This window comes from Enterobacter sp. 168J2 (assembly GCF_034107265.1).
Classification (GTDB): Bacteria; Pseudomonadota; Gammaproteobacteria; order Enterobacterales; family Enterobacteriaceae; genus Enterobacter; species Enterobacter nematophilus.
Window position 1 is genome coordinate 59,939 of the sequence record NZ_JAWNEB010000002.1, and the last position, 21,282, is coordinate 81,220.

Sequence of the window (21,282 nt, forward strand, 5' to 3'; positions counted from 1 at the left end):
ATTTGTTATGATTAATGCTGGCACCATTTGACGCGCTTTGCAATGGTAAAAATGAGGAATTTTATCTGCGCGACTTCACGGACTCTCCGCTATTTACTTGTTAGATTATCCTGTATTAAACATTAATTTGATGAATTATAAGGATTAATTTATTTTCGTGGTGCGGTAGTGAAAATCATTACTAACAGCGTGGAAATAAATTGCGTGATGCGTCACAAATAATCAAATGCAATCTTGTGGTGATTATTTGTGATTAATAGAGTGATGGCACCAACCGCACAGGGATTGCCCCTCGTGTTCTCATTTCTGGAGAGAGTTATGGAGATCCTCTACAACGTCTTTACCGTTTTCTTTAATCAGGTAATGACCAACGCCCCGCTGTTGCTGGGTATCGTGACGTGCCTGGGGTATATCCTGCTGCGCAAAAGCGTCAGCGTGATTATTAAAGGCACCATCAAAACCATTATCGGTTTCATGCTGTTGCAGGCGGGGTCAGGCATTCTGACCAGCACGTTTAAGCCAGTTGTCGCCAAAATGTCGGAAGTGTATGGCATTAACGGGGCTATCTCTGATACCTACGCCTCAATGATGGCGACCATCGATCGCATGGGCGATGCCTATAGCTGGGTGGGGTATGCGGTGCTGCTCGCGCTGGCGCTCAACATTATCTATGTTCTGCTGCGCCGCATTACCGGTATTCGCACCATCATGCTCACCGGGCACATCATGTTCCAGCAGGCGGGACTGATCGCGGTTTCTCTCTATATCTTCGGTTACCCGATGTGGACCACGATTATCTGCACCGCCGTGCTGGTCTCGCTCTACTGGGGTATCACGTCCAACATGATGTACAAGCCAACGCAGATAGTAACCGACGGCTGCGGCTTCTCCATCGGTCACCAGCAGCAGTTTGCCGCCTGGCTTGCTTATAAAGTCGCGCCGTACCTGGGTAAAAAAGAAGAGAGCGTTGAAGACCTTAAGCTGCCTGGCTGGCTCAATATTTTCCACGACAATATCGTCTCAACCGCGATTGTGATGACCCTCTTCTTTGGCGCCATTCTGCTCTCCTTCGGTATTAACGTCGTGCAGGCGATGGCGGGTAAAACCCACTGGACGGTCTATATCCTGCAGACCGGTTTCTCCTTCGCGGTAGCGATTTTCATCATCACTCAGGGCGTGCGTATGTTCGTCGCCGAGCTGTCGGAAGCCTTCAACGGCATCTCCCAGCGCCTGATCCCTGGTGCGGTACTAGCGATTGACTGTGCGGCTATCTATAGCTTTGCGCCAAACGCCGTCGTCTGGGGCTTTATGTGGGGCACCATCGGCCAGCTGATTGCGGTGGGCATCCTGGTGGGCTGCGGCTCCTCAATCCTGATTATTCCTGGCTTTATCCCGATGTTCTTCTCCAACGCCACTATCGGCGTATTTGCGAACCACTTCGGCGGCTGGCGCGCGGCGCTCAAGATCTGCCTGGTGATGGGCATGGTGGAAATCTTCGGGTGCGTGTGGGCGGTCAAGCTCACCGGTATGAGCGCCTGGATGGGCATGGCGGACTGGTCAATTCTGGCCCCGCCGATGATGCAGGGCTTTGCCTCCGTCGGGCTGGTCTTTATGGCCGTCATCATCCTGATTGCTCTGGCTTATATGTTCTTCGCTGGCCGTTCGCTGCGAGCAGAAGAAGATGCAGAAAAACAAACAGCAGAAGTTTCTGCTCACTAAGGAGTTTCGATTATGACCGTACGTATCCTGGCTGTGTGTGGCAATGGGCAAGGTAGCTCCATGATCATGAAGATGAAAGTGGACCAGTTTTTAACCCAGTCAAACATCGACCACACGGTGAACAGCTGCGCAGTGGGTGAATACAAAAGTGAACTGAACGGCGCGGACATCATCATCGCTTCAACTCACATTGCCGGTGAGATTAGCGTGTCGGGCAACAAATATGTGGTAGGCGTACGCAACATGCTGTCGCCTGCGGATTTCGGGCCAAAACTGCTGGAAGTGATCAAAGAACACTTCCCACAAGACGTGAAGTAAGGACGCCACATGAAACTACGTGATTCGCTGGCAGAGAATAACTCCATCCTTTTACAGGCCGACGCCAGCACCTGGCAGGAAGCGGTGAAGCTGAGTGTGGATCTGCTGGTTAAGGCGGACGTTGTCGAGCCGCGCTATTACCAGGCCATTCTGGATGGCGTGGCGCAGCACGGCCCCTATTTCGTGATTGCGCCGGGCCTGGCGATGCCGCACGGCCGCCCGGAAGAGGGCGTCAAGAAAACCGGTTTTGCGCTGGTGACCCTGAAAACGCCGCTGGTGTTCAACCACGAAGATAACGACCCGGTCGACATTCTCATCACCATGGCGGCCGTTGATGCCAACACCCATCAGGAGGTGGGCATCATGCAGATCGTCAACCTGTTTGATGACGAAGCCAATTTTGATCGTTTACGCGCCTGCCGCACCGCGCAGGACGTGCTGGATTTAATTGATAACGCCACTGCGGCGGCCGTTTAAGAGGAATTGAACATGTCATTACCAATGTTGCAAGTTGCGCTGGATAACCAGACGCTGTCTCACGCTTACGAAACCACCCGCCTGATTGCGGAAGAGGTGGATATCATCGAAGTGGGCACCATTCTGTGCGTGGGCGAAGGCGTGCGCGCCGTTCGTGACCTGAAGGCGCTCTATCCGCACAAAATCGTGCTGGCGGATGCCAAAATTGCCGACGCAGGCAAAATCCTTTCCCGCATGTGCTTTGAAGCTAACGCCGACTGGGTCACCGTGATCTGCTGTGCGGATATCAACACCGCCAAAGGCGCGCTGGACGTGGCAAAAGAGTTTAACGGCGACGTGCAGATTGAACTGACCGGTTTCTGGACCTGGGAGCAGGCGCAGGAGTGGCGCGAAGCGGGCATCCAGCAGGTGGTGTATCACCGCAGCCGTGATGCGCAGGCCGCAGGCGTGGCGTGGGGCGACGCGGATATCAGCGCAATTAAGCGTCTGGCGGATATGGGCTTTAAAGTCACCGTCACCGGTGGCCTGGCGCTGGAAGATCTGCCGCTGTTCCAGGGCATCCCGATTCACGTCTTTATCGCTGGCCGCAGCATTCGCGACGCGGCCTCTCCGGTGGAAGCGGCGCGTCAGTTCAAACGCTCAATCGCTCAGCTTTGGGGCTAAGGAGCGGGTATGTTGTCAAAACAGGTCCCGCTTGGCATCTATGAAAAGGCACTCCCTGCGGGGGAGTGCTGGCTGGAGCGGTTACGGCTGGCAAAACAGCTGGGTTTCGATTTTGTCGAAATGTCCGTGGATGAAACAAACGAGCGACTCTCTCGCCTGGACTGGAGCCGCGAGCAGCGTCTTGCGCTGGTGAGCGCCATTGCCGAGACCGGCGTGCGCGTCCCGTCCATGTGCCTGAGCGCTCATCGTCGTTTCCCGCTGGGAAGTGAAGATGATGCCGTGCGCGCTGAAGGGTTGGAGATCATGCGCAAAGCCATTCGTTTTGCGCAGGATGTCGGCATCCGCGTGATTCAGCTGGCGGGTTACGACGTTTACTATCAGGAAGCCAACGACGAAACGCGCCGTCGTTTCCGTGACGGCCTGAAAGAGAGCGTTGAGATGGCAAGCCGCGCGCAGGTCACGCTGGCGATGGAGATCATGGACTACCCGTTGATGAACTCCATCAGCAAGGCGCTGGGCTATGCGCACTATCTGAATAACCCCTGGTTCCAGCTTTACCCGGATATCGGCAACCTGTCGGCCTGGGATAACGACGTGCAGATGGAGCTGCAGGCGGGCATCGGGCATATCGTGGCGGTGCACGTTAAAGATACCCGTCCTGGCGTGTTTAAAAACGTGCCGTTCGGCACCGGGGTGGTGGAGTTCGAACGGTGCTTCGAGACGCTCAAGCAGACAGGGTATTGCGGGCCTTACCTGATTGAGATGTGGAGCGAAACGTCAGACGACCCGGCTGCGGAAGTGGCAAAAGCGCGGGACTGGGTGCGCGAGCGGATGGCGCGGGCGGGTTTGCTGGAGGTTGAACATGCTTAAGCTGAAACAGCAGGTCTTTGAGGCCAATATGGATCTGCCGCGCTATGGCCTGGTAACGTTCACCTGGGGCAACGCGAGCGCCATCGACCGCGAACAAGGTCTGGTTGTGATCAAGCCGAGTGGCGTGGCGTATGACTCCATGAAAGCGGACGATATGGTGGTGGTCGATCTCGAAGGAAACGTCGTTGAGGGCAAATGGCGGCCTTCCTCAGATACGGCGACCCATCTGGCGCTGTACCAGCGTTATCCGTCGCTGGGTGGTGTTGTCCACACCCACTCCACGCACGCCACCGCCTGGGCACAGGCGGGGCTGCCTGTCCCGGCGCTGGGCACGACGCATGCGGACTACTTCTTCGGCGACATTCCCTGCACGCGGGCATTAACGCAGGCTGAAGTAGAAGGGGAGTACGAACGCAACACCGGCAAGGTGATTATCGAAACGCTGGGTGAAACGGAACCGCTGCATACGCCGGGGATTGTGGTGTACCAGCACGGTCCGTTCTCCTGGGGTAAAGAGGCTCACGACGCGGTACACAATGCTGTCGTGATGGAGGAGGTGGCTAAAATGGCGTGGATTGCCCGCGACATTAATCCACAGCTTCAGGGCATTGACGATTACCTGATGAACAAGCATTTCATGCGCAAGCACGGCCCGAATGCCTACTACGGGCAGAAGTGAATAAGTGCTCTGGAATACCGAAAACAGTTGTAACCGGTGGTATTCCGGAGCCATTCACAAAAAAAGCCCCCGGACAGGGGGCAACGTCAACTATGGCTATGTTCTCGTTGTTGGCTTTCCTGGTGCTAGCGTTAAGCGTTACCGGTAGATATCTGCACTGGCGTGCATGTTGCCGTTGCTGCCGGGCTCACGGGTTAATATCACGTGGTAATAGGTTGCGCCCTGGGCATCGGTCTCTTCATTTAGTGCCTGATCTGCTTCGCTTTCAGTGGCGAAATTATGATTGATATAGATTACGCCCAAGCTGTGCACATCATCCATGTTTCTGGCCTGCTGGCCGTCTATTTTGATGGCTGCCATCGCGTTTGCACTGAGCAAAAGCGCCGCCATTATGGCTACTGCGATTTTTTTCATGATATGCGCTCCACGACTGCGTGCTGTGTGAGGGGAATGCTTCTTCTTTAATTCAGTGGGTCTCTAATTAAAGTGTAATCACTCATCCGGCGGGGATGCGTGACCATTTCTGATGCAGTTGTTCAAAAAAACAACGCTTCCTGATGCGATTAATTTTAAATCACCCACTTAGACCAGCTTTACGCTTTGTGCGAATTATTTGTGCAATCAGCTTGAGTTTCCGGGGGCGCGCAAGTATTATGACGCGTCAATTTTTCAGCCGACCTTTAACACGTTCCTTGCCTCCCCGGGCCTCGGCTGACCCAGACAGGAGGCTGAATAATCCGTAAGGAGCAATTCGATGCGTCATTACGAAATCGTTTTTATGGTCCATCCTGACCAGAGCGAACAGGTTCCGGGTATGATCGAGCGTTACTCTGCTGCCATCACTGGTGCAGAAGGTACGATCCACCGTCTGGAAGACTGGGGCCGCCGTCAGCTGGCTTACCCGATCAACAAACTGCACAAAGCACACTACGTTCTGATGAACGTTGAAGCGCCGCAGGAAGTGATCGATGAGCTGGAAACTACCTTCCGCTTCAACGATGCCGTTATCCGCAGCATGGTTATGCGTACCAAAAACGCAGTTACCGAAGCATCTCCGATGGTTAAAGCGAAAGACGAGCGCCGTGAGCGTCGCGATGATTTCGCAAACGAAACCGCAGATGATTCTGATGCTGGGGATTCTGAAGAGTAATTTCTGATGACCAACCGTCTGGCGTTGTCCGGCATCGTATGCAGGGCTCCCCTTCGAAAGGTCAGTCCATCAGGAATTCCGCATTGCCAGTTCGTGCTTGAGCATCGTTCTGTGCAAGAGGAAGCCGGGTTTCACCGGCAGGCGTGGTGCCAAATGCCCGTTATTATTAGCGGACACGAAAACCAGGCCATTACTCACAGTTTAACGGTCGGTAGCGCAGTAATCGTTCAGGGGTTCATCTCTTGCCACAAGGCAAAGAACGGCCTGAGCAAAATGGTTCTGCATGCCGAGCAGATTGATTTGATAGATTCTGGAGACTAGCCATATGGCACGTTATTTCCGTCGTCGCAAGTTCTGCCGTTTCACCGCGGAAGGCGTTCAAGAGATCGACTATAAAGATATCGCAACGCTGAAAAACTACATCACCGAAAGCGGTAAGATTGTCCCAAGCCGTATCACCGGTACTCGTGCAAAATATCAGCGTCAGCTGGCTCGCGCTATCAAACGCGCTCGCTACCTGTCCCTGCTGCCGTACACTGATCGTCATCAGTAATCGGGCACGGTCCATTAATACGACTTTAAGAGGATAAGGTAATGCAAGTTATTCTGCTTGATAAAGTAGCAAACCTGGGCAGCCTGGGTGATCAGGTAAACGTTAAAGCGGGCTACGCTCGTAACTTCCTGGTTCCACAGGGTAAAGCTGTTCCAGCTACTAAGAAAAACGTAGAGTTTTTCGAAGCACGTCGCGCTGAACTGGAAGCCAAACTGGCTGACGTTCTGGCGGCTGCTAACGCTCGCGCTGAAGCAATCAACGCACTGGGCACTGTTACCATCGCTTCCAAAGCTGGCGACGAAGGTAAACTGTTCGGTTCCATCGGTACCCGCGATATCGCTGATGCAGTTACTGCAGCAGGCGTTAAAGTGGCTAAGAGCGAAGTTCGCATGCCGAACGGCGTTCTGCGTACCACTGGTGAGCACGAAGTTGACTTCCAGGTTCACAGCGAAGTGTTCGCTAAACTGGTTGTTAACGTTGTAGCTGAGTAATTTTTTACTCTGCTCGCGTCGAAGCGCCGGCCTTGTGCCGGCGTTTTGCTTTTTAGCGTGACCCTACGTCATGTTTTGCTATTGTAAGGTCGCTATTCCTGACGCATTCTCTGATAATAAAATGAAACGCAATTTTATTTATGAGATTTGTCATGGATACCGCTCTGCCCACGCCCGTCTTTGCCCGTCGACATGTGGCCTACGCCTGCGCTACGCTCTGCTGCCTGCTTTGGGGTAGCTCGTACCCGGCCATTAAAAATGGCTACGAACTCTTTCAGATAGCGACCGATGACATCCCGTCCAAAGTTGTTTTTGCCGGATACCGTTTTCTGTTTGCCGGTGTGTTGCTGCTGCTGTTTGCGCTGGCCCAGCGCAAGCCGATTGGCAGGCTCACGTCCGCGCAGTTTGGACAGCTCACGATCCTCGGGCTGACCCAGACCACCATTCAGTACACTTTCTTCTATATAGGGCTGGCCTACACGACGGGGGTAAACGGCTCAATCATGAATGCCACCGGGACTTTCTTCAGCGTGCTGCTGGCGCACTTTATCTACCACAACGACAAACTCAGCTATAACAAAACGCTGGGCTGTATTCTCGGGTTTGCCGGGGTGATGCTGGTGAACTTCCACAGCGGGTTAAGCGATTTCCAGTTTATCTGGAAAGGCGACGGCTTTGTGGTGCTGGCTGCCTTTATTCTCTCTGCCGCCACGCTTTACGGGAAACGTATTTCCCAGACCGTTGACCCAACGGTGATGACAGGCTGGCAGCTGGCGATAGGCGGGGCTGCGCTGGTTGCGGGAGGTTATGCCACGGGCGGGACGCTGGAAGTGCACAGCATGAAGGCCGTTGCGGTGCTGGGGTATCTGACGCTGCTCTCATCCGTGGCGTTCGCCCTGTGGAGCGCGCTGCTGAAAGTGAACCGGGTAAGCATGATTGCCCCGTTCAACTTTGTCATTCCTGTGGCAGGGACGGTGCTTTCCGCCATTTTCCTCGGCGAAAACATTCTGGATATCAAATACGCGATTGCGCTGGTGCTGGTCTGCTCGGGGAGCTGGTGGGTGAATAAACGGAGTGCCTGAGAACAAAAGTGCCGGGTGGCGGCTTCGCCATACCCGGCCTGTGCCATTAACGTGCTCTGATGAAACTGCCGTCCGGCTGGCGGGTAAACAGCACCTGCTGCCCATTTCCGGTATCAATCGTTAGCCCGGTGACCACCCCGCTGGCGTTCTGGCGAATCTGCACCATCTGGCCGTTCTGTAAGTTGCTCAGCGGTTTACCTGCACCTTCCACTTTTGCCATGGCATACACGTCGGTCGGCGGCAGGTTATGGTCGCGGAAAAGCTGTGCCAGGGTTTTGCCCGGCTCCACGCGATAGGAACGCCACTGCTGCTCAATGCCGGTCGGCTGCTGGGTTTGCGGCTCAGACGGGGCTGCGGCCTGCTCCTGCGGCTGTTCATCCTGAACGGGTTCAGGTTCAACCGGCGCGACCTGGCCAGGATCGTTAGACGGAGTTACCAGCTGTGTCTGCATAGGCTGCGCGTCAGGCTGTGGCCGCGTTTGCGACTGAATATCCAGCTGCGCATTGCGGGTGACAGGCGCGGTATCGACATCATCACCGCCGGATGGAAGCAGGAAGCCCACGATGACCATCAGCGCACCAATGATGATCCCCCTGCGGTGCAGAGGAGGCAGCGGGTCCATAATGCGAAAATTGTCCGGCGCCTGCCAGATTTTCGCCAGGGTAGGTTTCAGTTCAAATCGCCCGGGCATGGCTCTCCTCCTGCTCCGCGTCTTTTATATCCTGTGCTTCGAAGTATAGTTCGCTAACTGCCTGAACGACGTAGCAAACCCGACATCCGTGACATCAGTTCGGGATTAATCCTGGTTGTCTCTATTGTTTCTGTTTCGTCGCGGTTTGTCACCTTAACTTAAGACAAAGTTTTACCCATAAGGGCATGGCTGATATGCTGCCCGCTACTTTAAATGTGATGGAAGGAAAACCCATGACCACCCCGACTTTTGACACTATCGAAGCGCAGGCAAGTTACGGTATCGGCTTGCAGGTAGGACAGCAGCTGAGCGAATCCGGCCTGGAAGGTCTGTTACCTGAAGCGCTGGTGGCGGGTATCGCTGATGCGCTGGAAGGTAAACAGCCTGCCGTTCCGGTTGACGTTGTGCACCGTGCGCTGCGTGAAATCCACGAACGTGCTGACGCCGTGCGTCGCGCGCGTTTCGAAGAGATGGCCGCCGAAGGCGTGAAATATCTGGAAGAGAACCGCGAGCGCGAAGGTGTGAACAGCACCGAGTCTGGCCTTCAGTTCCGCGTGATCAACCAGGGCGACGGCGCTATCCCGGCGCGTACCGACCACGTTCGCGTGCACTACACCGGTAAACTGATCGACGGAACCGTGTTCGACAGCTCCGTGGCGCGCGGCGAACCGGCTGAATTCCCGGTCAACGGCGTTATCGCGGGCTGGATCGAAGCCCTGACCCTGATGCCAGTGGGTTCCAAATGGGAACTGACCATCCCACATAACCTGGCTTACGGCGAGCGTGGCGCCGGCGCGTCCATTCCGCCATTCAGCACTCTGGTATTTGAAGTCGAGCTGCTGGAAATCCTGTAATCGACTTTTCTTATTTCCTCTCTCCGTCCGGGGAGAGGAAAGTAGTGATAAAACCTATAGTTACGACAGAATCAACATTTTATCTTGCAAACGAAACTGTTGCGTGTATTTTTGTGAGCTGTTTCGCGCTGTATGAGTGATATGACACTCACTTCCAACATATTATTAACATAATATCTAAATCATAGTATTCATCCCGCCGATTCTTACCTAATATCGATAAACCCTTACAAAGGGACCGTCATTTATTTGACGTTTTTAAAGGCCAGAAGAGCCTTAACAACACAGACAGGCATAAACAGGAAAATTACATGGTAGATCAGGTCAAAGTCGCCGCTGCAGAAGAGGCGACGTCTGAACAGTCGCTACGGCGCAATCTCACAAACCGTCATATACAGCTTATCGCCATCGGCGGTGCCATCGGCACCGGGCTGTTTATGGGGTCGGGCAAAACCATCAGTCTTGCCGGGCCGTCGATCATTTTCGTCTATATGATCATCGGTTTTATGCTCTTCTTCGTGATGCGCGCAATGGGTGAATTGCTGCTCTCGAACCTCGAATACAAATCCTTCAGCGACTTCGCGTCTGACCTGCTCGGCCCGTGGGCGGGCTACTTTACCGGCTGGACCTACTGGTTCTGCTGGGTGGTCACCGGCATGGCGGACGTCGTGGCGATTACCGCCTACGCGCAGTTCTGGTTCCCGGGGCTGTCGGACTGGGTCGCCTCGCTGGCGGTAATTATTCTGCTGCTGAGCCTCAACCTCGCCACCGTGAAAATGTTCGGTGAGATGGAGTTCTGGTTCGCGATGATCAAGATTGTCGCCATCGTGGGGCTGATTGTGGTGGGCCTGGTGATGGTCCTGACGCACTTCCAGTCGCCAACGGGCGTTCAGGCGTCCTTCACCCATCTGTGGAACGACGGCGGCTGGTTCCCGAAAGGCATCAGCGGGTTCTTTGCCGGTTTCCAGATTGCGGTGTTTGCGTTTGTGGGGATTGAGCTGGTGGGAACCACGGCTGCGGAAACCAAAGATCCGGAGAAATCCTTGCCGCGCGCCATCAACTCCATTCCGCTGCGCATCATCATGTTCTACGTCTTCGCGCTGATCATCATCATGTCCGTGACGCCGTGGAGCTCCGTGGTGCCCAGCAAGAGCCCGTTCGTTGAGCTGTTCGTGCTGGTAGGGCTGCCTGCTGCCGCGAGCCTGATTAACTTCGTAGTGCTGACCTCTGCGGCATCGTCTGCGAACAGCGGCGTGTTCTCAACCAGCCGTATGCTGTTTGGTCTGGCGCAGGAGGGCGTGGCGCCGAGCGCGTTCGCTAAGCTCTCTAAACGTGCGGTGCCGGCGAAAGGGCTGACCTTCTCCTGCATGTGCCTGCTGGGTGGCGTGGTGATGCTCTACGTGAACCCAAGCGTGATTGGCGCGTTCACCATGATCACCACGGTCTCTGCGATCCTGTTCATGTTCGTCTGGACCATTATCCTGTGCTCGTACCTGGTGTACCGCAAACAGCGTCCACACCTGCACGAGAAATCGATCTACAAGATGCCGCTGGGTAAGCTGATGTGCTGGGTGTGCATGGCGTTCTTCGTGTTTGTGCTGGTGCTGCTGACGCTCGAAGATGACACCCGTCAGGCGCTGATCGTCACGCCGCTGTGGTTTATCGCGCTGGGGCTGGGCTGGCTGTTTATCGGCAAGAAGCGTATGGCTGGCGTAAGATAAAAGCAAAACGGCAACTTCGGTTGCCGTTTCTGGTTTTTGCACCCTCTCCCAGAGGGTGAGGGCATCTGCAGGCCGCAGCGGCCTTTTTTATGCCCCCGCCAATGCCCGCGGGAACAGCACGTTATTCTCAAGACTGATGTGTTCCATCAGGTCGTCGATCATCTCGTTAATGCCGTTGTACATCGCTTTCCAGGTGGTGCACGCTTCCGGCGGCGGCGTGACGTTGTTGGTGGTATGTTTGATCACCTCCAGCAGTTCGCCCGCGTCATCGTGCTCGCTTTCCATTACGCTGATAGGCCCCATCGCCTGGCTTCCCATTCCCTGTTTAATCATCGGGAAGAGGATCTGCTCTTCTTTCATCATGTGGCTGGAAAGCTCTTCGTGCAGCATGGTCAGGTATTTTGCCAGACCGCGCGGTACGGAAGGCTTGTCGGCATGTACGCGCTCAACTTTCGTTGCCTGCAGGATCAGCTCAGGCAGCTGTTCACGGTGGCGGTCGTGGTAACGCACGATGATATGGTCGATGATTTCCGCGAGCGGGGCGGTGCGCCAGTCTTTGTCGACAGGCTGTTCGGCCAGAAGTGCCAGCTCCGCTTCGATAGCCTCAACGTCCAGTTCCTTGCGAGAGGCCGCTCGCGCCAGGGTTTGCTTCCCGCCGCAGCAGTAATCCATATCGTATTTGCGGAACAGCGCGGAAGCGCGAGGGATGGAGAGCGCCAGCTCGCCGAGGGGTTGGTCGCGAAAGGCCATAGCAGTTACCTCGTCATTAAGAATATAACTTGCATATTAAATGCATCTTTAAGGTGGCGCTATAACCCTTTAGAGGGAAGGGGAAAAATGCGACACCGATCACAAAAAAATGTCCCGTTTAACTCCCTGAATGGACTTAGGAAAGTGGTTTAGAAACTTTTTAAAGGTGGAGAAACAGTAAACAACCCGCCGCGCGTGCCGATAGATACTCGTCAGAGAAACCTGCATATAACAAAGGCAACGTATGTTTAAACGTATAAAAGTCATTACTCTTCTTATTTCGGTGCTGCTTGTGCTCGGCATCATGCAAGTGATTTCCGCGGGTATCTTTATCAACGCGCTGAATAACGATAAAGACAACTTCACCGTATCCCAGCTCTCCAGCAAAAACGTGGCGGAGTTTACCGATGCGTGGATCAGCCTCAACCAGGCGCGGGTGACGCTAAACCGCGGCATGCTGCGCCTGCAAAGCAGCATGGCCTCCCAGATTAACGGTGGGCAGCTGAACGAGCTGGTTAACACCGCGAAAAATCTGCTGGTCGATGCGCAGGTCCATTACGATAAATACTACGCCCTGCCGAATACGCCGGGTCTGGACGAGAACCTGGCCAAGCGTCTGGAAGAGCAGTACCGCATTTACTCCTCCACGCTGACGCAAATGAACGTCCTGCTGAGCCAGGGCAATCTGGAAGACATGTTCAAGCAGAACGCGGAGCAGAAACAGACCGCGATGCAGGCGGTTTACCGCGAGTGGCGCGAAGCGCAGGCGACGCTTACCGATAAAGGCATTCAGGATAACGAAAGCGACTACAAGCGCATCCTGTGGATCCTCTCTGCGGTGATGCTGCTGGTGATTGTGGTGATTATCTCCAGCTGGGTCGCCATGCGCCGCGTGCTGCTCCTGCCGCTGGAAGAGGTGATCAACCACATTCGCGCCATCGCGGCGGGGGATTTAACCCAGCCGATTCAGGCTGAAGGTAAGAACGAAATGGCGATCCTGGCGCGCAACGTTCAGGAGATGCAGACCTCGCTGGCGAACACCGTGGGCGTAGTGCGTGAAGGCGCGGACACCATCTACACCGGTGCCGGTGAAATTTCTGCCGGGAGTAACGACCTCTCTTCCCGTACCGAGCAGCAGGCCGCGTCTCTGGAAGAAACGGCAGCCAGCATGGAACAGCTGACGGCAACCGTGAAGCAGAACGCCGATAACGCGCGTCAGGCGTCTCGTCTGGCGCTGGATGCCTCCTCAACCGCGAAGAAGGGCGGCAACGTGGTGGAAGGCGTGGTGCGTACGATGGATGAAATCGCGACGAGTTCCAGCAAAATCGCGCAAATTACCAACGTGATCGACGGCATTGCCTTCCAGACCAACATTCTGGCGCTGAACGCGGCGGTGGAAGCGGCGCGCGCGGGCGAACAGGGTCGTGGCTTTGCGGTAGTCGCAGGGGAAGTACGAACGCTTGCCCAGCGCAGCGCCCAGGCGGCGAAAGAGATCAAAGCGCTGATCGATGATTCCGGCGAGCGCGTGAACGCCGGCTCGCAGCTGGTGAACGAAGCGGGCGCGACGATGGCGGAAATCGTTAACGCGGTTACCCGCGTGACCGACATCATGGGCGAAATTGCCTCTGCCTCTGACGAGCAGAGCCGCGGTATCGACCAGGTAGGTCAGGCGGTGGCCGAGATGGACCGCGTGACCCAGCAGAACGCCTCGCTGGTGGAGGAGTCTGCGGCCGCGGCGGCGGCGCTGGAAGATCAGGCGGCACGCCTGAACGAAGCGGTGGCGGTGTTTAAAATCGCCCGCAGCCAGGCGGTTAAAGCGGCGCCGGTGAAAACCTATGTGCCAAAAGCGCAGCCTGCTGCGACCGTAGCTGAAGCGAACTGGGAAACGTTTTAACAACATGCCGGGTAAGGCGTAGCCGCCACCCGGCAAAAATCACATCTCCGACGCCGGAACGACCCTCGGTTTTTCCGGCTTCGCCCTCACCGCCATCACCACCCCAATGACCAGCAGCGCAATCCCACAGGCCGTTAGCAAAGGCGGCACGCTCTGGCGCATCAGGAAGGTATACAGCAGCCCGGCCAGGGTTTCGAAGACAATCAGCGGCCCTAAAATCACCGTCGGCAGCTTCTGGCTGGCAATGTTCCAGCACAGCGCACCCACCCAGGAACACAGCACCGCAATCGCAACCATTAAGCCAATAAATATCCACGGTCTTGGCCCGAAGGGCTGGGCGAAGTCTGGCTGTTGATGGCCTAACCAGACGCACGCGCCGATATACCCCACCAGTGAAACGGGCAAGGTGACCAGCGCCTGCGCCGTCGCCCACATCATCGGGTGCTTGTCCGGGTTTTCCCGCAGCCAGCGCGCATTGCGCAGGGCGTACCAGGCCCAGCACGCCACCGAGATGAACGCTAAAACGATCCCCGAACCGTAATGCCATAAGCTGAAATCGCCCAGCCCGTGGCGCAGCTCGGCGATATTGACGCACACCAGCCCCACTGCGGTGCAGGCCAGGGCGGGCACCATTTTTGACCACGCCAGCTTGCCGTCCCGGTGGCTATAGAGCAGATTCGCGAAGATGGGGATGACCACCGGCAGCGTGCCGATAATCATGGTAGAGACCGGCGCGCCGGTACGCTGAATGGCGCTTGCCAGACAAACGTAATAGATGAGATTGCCCATCATGGTCAGCGCCAGCGCGGTGCCCCAGTCCTGACGGCTGAGCTGGCGCAAGCGCGTGCGGCCCAGCCATGCCAGAGGAAGGGCAATCAGCCCCAGCGCCAGATAACGTCCGGTCGACTGCAATATCGCCGGGTATTCCGGCACGATCAGAGGGCCGACAAAGATCAGCCCCCACATTAAACCCGCAAGCAGGGCATACAACACGCCGCTAATCATTTTTCCATCCAGAGTGATTCACGTTGCAGTCAGTGTAGGAGGGGCAAACAGGCGCGTATTGTATGAGATTGCTCATTAGCGCCGGGTGACCTGCTTCTGGTAGCGAACGGGAGTAATGCCGTAGCGGCGGGTAAACGCGCGGGTTAAATGAGACTGGTCGGTCAGCCCCGTTGCGGCGGCGACTTCGGCGGCGGGCATGCCGTGGGTGAGGAACGCTTTGGCGCGCCACAGGCGGATGGCCATCAGCATCTGGTGCGGCGTAACGTGGAAATGGGCTTTGAACTGGCGCTGGAAATGGTACGGGCTGAGGGAGGCAACGTTCGCCAGCTCGTCCAGCGTCAGGGCGCGCATATAGTTGTCGTGCAGATACTCGCGCACGCGTTCGAACCGGTGTGCGCCTTCCTGAACCACCGGCGCGTGATGGGCTAGCGGCTGAAAGGTCTCAATCAGATCCAACAATAAGCCTTTTTGCGCCAGCGGATCGTCCGTATGCCACAGGCCGTAAATCAGCTGGCCGATCTGCTGCGAGCGCAGCGGGTCATAGCGGGTTACGTCGCTGAACCACCAGTGGCGCAGGCCGGTTACCTCTTCCAGCAGGTCAGGTTCGATGTAAACCATCCGGTAGCGCCAGCCGTCTTCGGTCGCGGACTCCCCGGTATGGATCTCGTCCGGGTTCATGGTCACAACGGATTTTTCAGGTGCGAGATGCTGGGTGCCGCGATAGCGAAAGCGTTCGGCGCCGGTTTCAATCGTGCCTATGCCGAAGGCTTCATGGGTGTGAGGCTCAAAGGCGTAGTCAGAGATATGCGCGTGATAGAGTTCAAGACCCGGCAGCTGCGCCAGATGGCGAAAGCGCGCGCTGTCTCTCTCATCAATGAACTGTTCCGGTACGCCTTGCACGTTGAGCCTCCTCATGGGTCATCGCTTCATTATCAGAGATGACCCGAGGGGATGCCACAAAAAATAACCAATCCGTAACAATTACAGAATGGCTTTGACGCTCTCCGCCAGCGGCGTGGTTGGCCGGCCGATCAGCTTGCTCAGGGTGCGGCTGTCGTCAAACAGGCCGCCTTTGGACGCGCCCACGTCGGAGTCCGCCAGCATATCCGCCAGCCCTGCAGGAAGGCCAACGCCCTTCAGCGCGGCGGCGAAATCCGCCTCGCTGAGATTCTGATAGGTTACCGGCTTCCCGCTCTGCTTGCTGAGCTCCGCCGCCAGTTCACTCAATGTCCAGCCGTGATCCCCCGCCAGCTCGTATACCTTGCCCGCATGTCCCTCTTCAGCGATAACTTTGGCGGCCGCCGCGGCATAGTCTGCACGGGTCGCAGAGGCAATTTTGCCTTCGCCTGCGGCACCAATGAATACGCCGTGCTCCAGCGCGGGCGGCGTGCTCGCCAGGTAGTTTTCGGTATACCAGCCGTTGCGCAGCAGGGCATAAGGAATGCCGGACGCCGCCAGCGCTTTTTCAGTGGCAACGTGTTCAACGTGCAGACCCAGCGGTGATTTGTCCGCATGGAGCAGGCTGGTGTAGGCGATAAATTTCACGCCTGCCGCCCTGGCGGCGTTAATGACGTTCTGGTGCTGGGTTGCGCGCTGGCCCACTTCGCTGGAGGAGATCAGCAGCAGTTTATCCACGCCGTTCAGCGCGGCAGTGAACGCCGCCTGGTCGGTGTAGTCCGCCTGACGAACCATAATGCCCTGCTGGCTCAACGCTTCAGCTTTCGCCGGGTTACGCACGATGGCCACAATCTGGCTGGCCGGTACGGTTTTTAACAGCTGCTCGATAACGAAATGGCCAAGCTGGCCGGTAGCGCCGGTAATCGCGATCATGATGAATCTCCTTCGTGTTTGTCTGGTGTTGTGGCACACTATCACCATAGCTAACTTTTAGTAAGTACGTACAAAAAGGTAAGTATGAAAACAACGATACCGACGCTCAGCGAACAAATGCGCGATGGCAATCTTTTCGCGGAACAGTGCCCCTCACGGGAGGTGCTCAAGCACGTGACCAGCCGCTGGGGGGTACTGATTCTGCTGGCCCTGCGGGAGGGAACGCACCGCTTCAGCGATCTGCGCCGTAAAATGGGTGGGGTAAGCGAAAAGATGCTGTCCCAGTCGCTTCAGGCGCTGGAGCAGGACGGGTTTGTCGACCGCGTGTCGTATCCGGTCGTACCGCCGCACGTCGAGTATAGCCTGACGCCGATGGGTGTTGAGGTGAGTGAGAAAGTCGCCGAGCTGGCGGACTGGATTGAGGTCAATACGCCGAAGGTGATGGCGAATCGGGAAGAGCGGGCGGCGTAAAAGCCGGGTGGCGGTTTCGCCTTACCCGGCACAATCATCGCTACCTGCTTAAATCCACCTGATAAATCGCGAACCCAATATCATCCGTCGCAACCTTCTTCATCGGGTACTGCGCCTTATCCTTAATAAACGCGGCTGCCTTAGCGGACGGTGACGTTTCAAAGCGGATATCCAGTTTCGTCTCGCTGTGAATTGGCGCAAGACGCCAGTTGTTGTCCACCGCCGGGTGAATTTCGCCCGCCTTCTTCGACTCCGCGCCGATCCACGCCGCCAGTACGGAGCGGTTTTCGTCCGGTGACGCAAAAGCGATGTGGCTATCGCCCGTACCGGCGAACTTACCGCCGTAGGCGCGATAGTTATTGGTCACCACCAGGAAATTGGCATTCGGATCGATCGCTTTGCCGTTGAAGGTCAGGTTTTTAATGCGCTCCGCCTGCGGGTTAATGGCCTGGCACTCGCCGTCATATTTCGCCGGCTGGGTGACGTCAATCTGGTAATTCACGCCGTCGATCACGTCGAAGTTGTAGGTGCGGAAGCCGTCCCAGTTAATCAGCGACTGCGGTTTACTGCTCTTCGGATCGATCTGGTTAAACTGCCCGGCGGAGCACTCCAGCCACTCCTTCACCTCTTTCCCCGTGGCTTTAACCACCACCAGGGTATTCGGGTAGAGGTAGAGATCGGCGGCGTTACGGAAGGTCAGCTGGCCTTTTTCGACCTCAACGTAGCTTGCCGGGTCATTCTTGCGTCCGCCCACTTTGAATGGCGCCGCGGCAGACAGCACCGGCAGTTTGGCCAGATCCGGATCGCCCTGAACAAAGTGTTCGGCATAGGCTTTCTGCGCCATATTGACCACCTGGACGGTCGGATCGTCCTGAACCAGCGCCAGGAAGCTGTACATATTGTCGGCGGATTTGCCGATCGGCTTGCTGACGAATTCGCGGGTGGCGTCATGGTCGTGCTTCAGCACGTCGACCAGCTTTTTATCTTCACCAGCCAGGGATTTTTTAGCCGCCGCGTCGTAAATCGGGCGCGCTTCGGCTTTTGACTGCGTCACCTTCCAGCTGCCGCCGTCGTTATTCAGCACTAGATCCACCACGCCGAGATGGTCGCCCCACATGCCCGGCATCACGGACGGCACGCCGTTGAGCGTCCCTTTCTCGATATCCGCCCCTTTGATGCCGGCGAAATCTTTGCCCGGGAAAACGGCGTGAGCGTGGCCGAACAGGATCGCGTCAACGCCCGGGACTTCACTCAGGTAATAAACGGAGTTTTCAGCCATGGCCTGGTACGGGTCGGCTGACAGTCCTGAGTGAGCCACCACGACAACGACATCCGCACCTTTCGCACGCATTTCCGGCACATATTTGCGCGCGGTTTCGGTAATGTCGTTAACGGTCACTTTGCCGTCGAGGTTGGCTTTATCCCAGGTCATGATCTGCGGCGGTACGAAGCCGATATAGCCGATTTTCAGCGTCTGCTTTTTACCGTCCCGATCGCCAACCTCAGTCTCTTTAATCAGGTACGGGGTAAATAGCGGCTTTTGCGTCTTAACGTCGATGATATTGGCGTTAACGTACGGGAATTTCGCGCCGTCCAGCGCATCATGCAGGTATTTCAGGCCGTAGTTAAATTCATGGTTTCCAAGGTTACCGACGGCATAATCCAGCGTGTTCATCGCTTTATAAACCGGATGGATCTCGCCTTTCTTCAGGCCTTTCGCCGCCATGTAATCGCCGAGCGGGCTGCCCTGAATGAGATCGCCGTTGTCCACCAGCACGCTATTTTTGACTTCACCGCGCGCGGCGTTAATCAAACTTGCTGTGCGTACCAGTCCGAATTTTTCCGTAGGGGTATCTTTGTAGTAATCGAAGTCCATCATATTGCTGTGCAGATCGGTCGTTTCCAGAATACGCAGATCTACCGTCGCCGCCTGCACGCTCGCTGCAATCAGCGTCGCCAGAAGCGTTGCACTAAACTTAATCATCAGAGGAGTCCTTTTTTCGATCCGTTCCACAAAAGAGTATGTATCTATCGCTTGTTGCTTACAGAAATGTGAATCCTGACAGAAAAAAGCGCACTGAAACCGGAATTGCTTCACAGATAGCGGAATTGTTCACATTACGATATAACTAAAACAAAGAGTTAACCTCACTGCGTTAACAAAGAGGTGGAAAATGCTAGATAAGATTTGTCAGCTCGCACGGGATGCGGGAGATGCCATCATGCAGGTGTATGACGGTGTAAAACCGATGGAGGTCGTCAGCAAGGCGGACGACTCCCCGGTCACGGCGGCCGATATCGCCGCGCATAAGGTGATCCTGCAGGGTCTGCAGGCCTTAACGCCGGAGATCCCCGTACTGTCAGAAGAAGCGCCGCAAAGCTGGGATGAACGCCAGCACTGGCAGCGTTACTGGCTGGTCGACCCGCTGGACGGGACAAAAGAGTTCATCAAGCGCAACGGTGAATTCACCGTCAATATCGCCCTGATTGAGAACGGTAAAGCGGTGCTCGGCGTAGTCTACGCGCCGGTAATGAACGTGATGTACAGCGCCGCAGAAGGCAAGGCCTGGAAAGAGGAGTGCGGCGTACGCAAGCAGATCCAGGTGCGCGATGCGCGTCCGCCGCTGGTGGTGATTAGCCGCTCGCACAGCGACAGCGAGCTGGAGGAATACCTGCAACAGCTGGGTGAACACCAGACCACCTCGATTGGCTCGTCGCTGAAATTTTGCCTGGTGGCGGAAGGTCAGGCGCAGCTGTATCCGCGCTTTGGGCCAACCAACGTCTGGGATACCGCGGCAGGTCACGCCGTGGCTGCGGCCGCCGGGGCGCACGTGCATGACTGGCAGGGCAAGCCGCTGGACTATACCCCGCGCGAATCATTCCTCAACCCCGGCTTCCGCGTCTCTCTTTACTGAGCCAGCAGCTTGTGCAGCAGGGCGACAACCTGCTGCACCTCTTCCTGCGTTAACGCCCCGTCTTTCACCCACTGCACGCGGCCGTCCTTATCCAGCACGACAATCGCGGAACTCTCTTCCTCAAGCTGCCAGGCCTTACGCGTCACGCCGTTGCTGTCGACGATAAACTGCGACCACGGGTAGAGCTTTTTGTTGCTCTCAAGGCTTGAGCGCACAAACATTCCGGAGCCTGGAATGGCGTCATCGGTGTTCACAATCGTAGTGGTCTGGTAGCGGTCATGGGGGAATTTTGCGGCCTTGATCGCCTCCACGAGGTTGGCATTCTTCTCTTTTGCGGATGTACGACCGGCAATATGTTGTACAACTCTCACTTTGCCCGCGAGCTGCGCGCTATTCCAGGCTTTATAGCTAAACTTATCATTGTCGAGAATCAATTCTCCCCGGTCAGCAATGCCGACTGGCGGTACACGTTGTCCTTTTTCAATGCTGTGAGCGGAAGCCCACAGGGGCAGCAGCAGGCAAGCTGCCGCAAGGATGTTACGTAGGGTCATGGCGTTTCCTTATTGTTTGCAGGTGATCCGACCACTTGGTCATACGCTTTTAATCATAAGTGCGATCAATATGGTTTTCCCGCAATCCCAGTGCCAGTTTGCGGGTGAACGCACATATCCATGAAAAAACGACGGCTTATACTGCTCCCTGTCACGCTTTGCAAAGATTATTCTGAATAATTGTAATCAAACGGTAAATAAACTTATGCACACTGGGTAACACCGTAGTTCTGGTCTATAGTCATTGGGCATCAAAATTTGCGCTCAGGACAGTCGGGCCGATTGTGGCACCGCAAGAGCGTATGATTCGCAGGAGATACAAGAATGAAAATTTTCCAACGCTACAACCCGCTTCAGGTGGCGAAGTACGTGAAGATCCTGTTCCGTGGACGGTTGTACATCAAGGATGTTGGCGCTTTTGAGTTTGATAAGGGCAAGATCCTTGTCCCAAAAGTGAAGGACAAACAGCACCTGTCTGTGATGTCCGAAGTCAACCGTCAGGTTATGCGTCTGCAAACTGAGATGGCTTAACCAACGTGCTATGCAGTAAGTAGTTAAAAAGACGGCTCCCGATGGGAGCCGTTGATGTTTGTGGGGG

25 protein-coding genes are annotated in these 21,282 nt (G+C 55.8%); 17 read left to right on the forward strand and 8 right to left on the reverse strand.

Features of this window, described 5'->3' with window-relative positions:
• Positions 1-318 precede the first annotated feature (318 nt).
• From ulaA to USG84_RS08390, 6 genes are read left to right on the forward strand one after another with little or no spacing between them, the layout of a single operon-like run.
• Positions 319-1,719 carry a PTS ascorbate transporter subunit IIC gene (gene ulaA, locus USG84_RS08365; protein WP_151412995.1) on the forward strand — a complete coding sequence of 467 codons (1,401 nt, stop codon included), beginning with the start codon at positions 319-321 and terminating at the stop codon, positions 1,717-1,719.
• A 12-nt stretch (positions 1,720-1,731) separates the two neighbouring features.
• Entirely contained in the window at positions 1,732-2,037 is a 306-nt protein-coding gene (ulaB, locus tag USG84_RS08370; protein ID WP_003856022.1) for a PTS ascorbate transporter subunit IIB, read from the forward strand.
• Between the two features lie 9 nt (positions 2,038-2,046).
• Positions 2,047-2,514 carry a PTS ascorbate transporter subunit IIA gene (ulaC, locus tag USG84_RS08375; RefSeq protein ID WP_061099468.1) on the forward strand — a complete coding sequence of 156 codons (468 nt, stop codon included), beginning with the start codon at positions 2,047-2,049 and terminating at the stop codon, positions 2,512-2,514.
• A gap of 12 nt (positions 2,515-2,526) precedes the next feature.
• Entirely contained in the window at positions 2,527-3,177 is a 651-nt protein-coding gene (gene ulaD / locus USG84_RS08380) for a 3-keto-L-gulonate-6-phosphate decarboxylase UlaD (protein ID WP_061099467.1), read from the forward strand.
• A gap of 9 nt (positions 3,178-3,186) precedes the next feature.
• Complete coding sequence (locus USG84_RS08385; protein ID WP_151412997.1) at positions 3,187-4,047, forward strand: L-ribulose-5-phosphate 3-epimerase; 861 nt, start codon at positions 3,187-3,189, stop codon at positions 4,045-4,047.
• On the forward strand, positions 4,040-4,726 hold the full coding sequence (locus USG84_RS08390; protein WP_253540437.1) for an L-ribulose-5-phosphate 4-epimerase: 687 nt from the start codon (positions 4,040-4,042) through the stop codon (positions 4,724-4,726). The genes USG84_RS08385 and USG84_RS08390 overlap by 8 nt, the downstream gene beginning before the upstream one ends.
• A gap of 138 nt (positions 4,727-4,864) precedes the next feature.
• Here the strand turns inward: USG84_RS08390 and yjfY are convergent, their stop codons facing one another.
• Positions 4,865-5,140: a DUF1471 family protein YjfY gene (gene yjfY / locus USG84_RS08395; RefSeq protein ID WP_151412998.1), complete on the reverse strand. Its 276-nt coding sequence runs from the start codon at positions 5,138-5,140 to the stop codon at positions 4,865-4,867.
• A gap of 340 nt (positions 5,141-5,480) precedes the next feature.
• On the opposite strand from yjfY, the gene rpsF reads away from it, so the two are divergent.
• The 5 genes from rpsF (at position 5,481) to USG84_RS08420 (ending at position 8,002) form a co-directional block, all read left to right on the forward strand.
• Positions 5,481-5,876, forward strand: coding sequence for a 30S ribosomal protein S6 (gene rpsF, locus USG84_RS08400; RefSeq protein WP_014068637.1), 396 nt, complete (start codon positions 5,481-5,483; stop codon positions 5,874-5,876).
• Positions 5,877-5,882: 6 nt separating this feature from the next.
• On the forward strand, positions 5,883-6,197 hold the full coding sequence (priB, locus tag USG84_RS08405; protein WP_008502895.1) for a primosomal replication protein N: 315 nt from the start codon (positions 5,883-5,885) through the stop codon (positions 6,195-6,197).
• Between the two features lie 4 nt (positions 6,198-6,201).
• The gene (gene rpsR / locus USG84_RS08410) at positions 6,202-6,429 is read left to right on the forward strand and encodes a 30S ribosomal protein S18 (protein WP_000135199.1); all 228 of its coding nucleotides are present in this window, start codon (positions 6,202-6,204) and stop codon (positions 6,427-6,429) included.
• Between the two features lie 41 nt (positions 6,430-6,470).
• Complete coding sequence (gene rplI, locus USG84_RS08415; protein WP_006810372.1) at positions 6,471-6,920, forward strand: 50S ribosomal protein L9; 450 nt, start codon at positions 6,471-6,473, stop codon at positions 6,918-6,920.
• 152 nt (positions 6,921-7,072) lie between these two features.
• Positions 7,073-8,002 (forward strand): DMT family transporter, encoded by a 930-nt coding sequence (locus USG84_RS08420; protein ID WP_151412999.1) that lies wholly within the window; start codon positions 7,073-7,075, stop codon positions 8,000-8,002.
• Between the two features lie 46 nt (positions 8,003-8,048).
• Here the strand turns inward: USG84_RS08420 and USG84_RS08425 are convergent, their stop codons facing one another.
• Positions 8,049-8,693: an OapA family protein gene (locus USG84_RS08425; RefSeq protein WP_163330679.1), complete on the reverse strand. Its 645-nt coding sequence runs from the start codon at positions 8,691-8,693 to the stop codon at positions 8,049-8,051.
• Positions 8,694-8,926: 233 nt separating this feature from the next.
• Between USG84_RS08425 and fklB the strand changes: the two genes are divergently transcribed.
• A complete protein-coding gene (fklB, locus tag USG84_RS08430; RefSeq protein WP_008502892.1) occupies positions 8,927-9,547 on the forward strand; it encodes an FKBP-type peptidyl-prolyl cis-trans isomerase in 621 nt (206 codons plus the stop codon).
• Between the two features lie 311 nt (positions 9,548-9,858).
• Entirely contained in the window at positions 9,859-11,268 is a 1,410-nt protein-coding gene (gene cycA / locus USG84_RS08435) for a D-serine/D-alanine/glycine transporter (RefSeq protein WP_151413000.1), read from the forward strand.
• Between the two features lie 87 nt (positions 11,269-11,355).
• On the opposite strand, the gene ytfE is transcribed toward cycA, so the two are convergent.
• Positions 11,356-12,018 carry an iron-sulfur cluster repair protein YtfE gene (gene ytfE / locus USG84_RS08440; RefSeq protein WP_061099460.1) on the reverse strand — a complete coding sequence of 221 codons (663 nt, stop codon included), beginning with the start codon at positions 12,016-12,018 and terminating at the stop codon, positions 11,356-11,358.
• Positions 12,019-12,262: 244 nt separating this feature from the next.
• Between ytfE and USG84_RS08445 the strand changes: the two genes are divergently transcribed.
• On the forward strand, positions 12,263-13,912 hold the full coding sequence (locus USG84_RS08445) for a methyl-accepting chemotaxis protein (RefSeq protein WP_253540441.1): 1,650 nt from the start codon (positions 12,263-12,265) through the stop codon (positions 13,910-13,912).
• Positions 13,913-13,951: 39 nt separating this feature from the next.
• Here the strand turns inward: USG84_RS08445 and USG84_RS08450 are convergent, their stop codons facing one another.
• From USG84_RS08450 to USG84_RS08460, 3 genes are all read right to left on the reverse strand, one after another.
• Positions 13,952-14,917 (reverse strand): DMT family transporter, encoded by a 966-nt coding sequence (locus tag USG84_RS08450; protein WP_320738238.1) that lies wholly within the window; start codon positions 14,915-14,917, stop codon positions 13,952-13,954.
• 75 nt (positions 14,918-14,992) lie between these two features.
• A complete protein-coding gene (locus USG84_RS08455) occupies positions 14,993-15,817 on the reverse strand; it encodes an AraC family transcriptional regulator (RefSeq protein WP_151413002.1) in 825 nt (274 codons plus the stop codon).
• 81 nt (positions 15,818-15,898) lie between these two features.
• Entirely contained in the window at positions 15,899-16,747 is an 849-nt protein-coding gene (locus USG84_RS08460) for an SDR family oxidoreductase (RefSeq protein ID WP_151413003.1), read from the reverse strand.
• Between the two features lie 84 nt (positions 16,748-16,831).
• On the opposite strand from USG84_RS08460, the gene USG84_RS08465 reads away from it, so the two are divergent.
• Positions 16,832-17,218 (forward strand): winged helix-turn-helix transcriptional regulator, encoded by a 387-nt coding sequence (locus tag USG84_RS08465; protein ID WP_151413004.1) that lies wholly within the window; start codon positions 16,832-16,834, stop codon positions 17,216-17,218.
• Between the two features lie 40 nt (positions 17,219-17,258).
• Here USG84_RS08465 and USG84_RS08470 read toward each other — a convergent pair whose 3' ends face one another.
• Positions 17,259-19,202 carry a bifunctional 2',3'-cyclic-nucleotide 2'-phosphodiesterase/3'-nucleotidase gene (locus tag USG84_RS08470; RefSeq protein ID WP_253540447.1) on the reverse strand — a complete coding sequence of 648 codons (1,944 nt, stop codon included), beginning with the start codon at positions 19,200-19,202 and terminating at the stop codon, positions 17,259-17,261.
• Positions 19,203-19,392: 190 nt separating this feature from the next.
• On the opposite strand from USG84_RS08470, the gene cysQ reads away from it, so the two are divergent.
• Complete coding sequence (gene cysQ / locus USG84_RS08475; protein WP_151413005.1) at positions 19,393-20,133, forward strand: 3'(2'),5'-bisphosphate nucleotidase CysQ; 741 nt, start codon at positions 19,393-19,395, stop codon at positions 20,131-20,133.
• Here cysQ and USG84_RS08480 read toward each other — a convergent pair.
• Complete coding sequence (locus tag USG84_RS08480; protein ID WP_063154911.1) at positions 20,127-20,684, reverse strand: YtfJ family protein; 558 nt, start codon at positions 20,682-20,684, stop codon at positions 20,127-20,129. The genes cysQ and USG84_RS08480 overlap by 7 nt on opposite strands.
• 324 nt (positions 20,685-21,008) lie before the next feature.
• Between USG84_RS08480 and USG84_RS08485 the strand changes: the two genes are divergently transcribed.
• A complete protein-coding gene (locus USG84_RS08485; protein WP_008501430.1) occupies positions 21,009-21,215 on the forward strand; it encodes a DUF1107 domain-containing protein in 207 nt (68 codons plus the stop codon).
• The last annotated feature ends 67 nt before the right edge of the window (positions 21,216-21,282 follow it).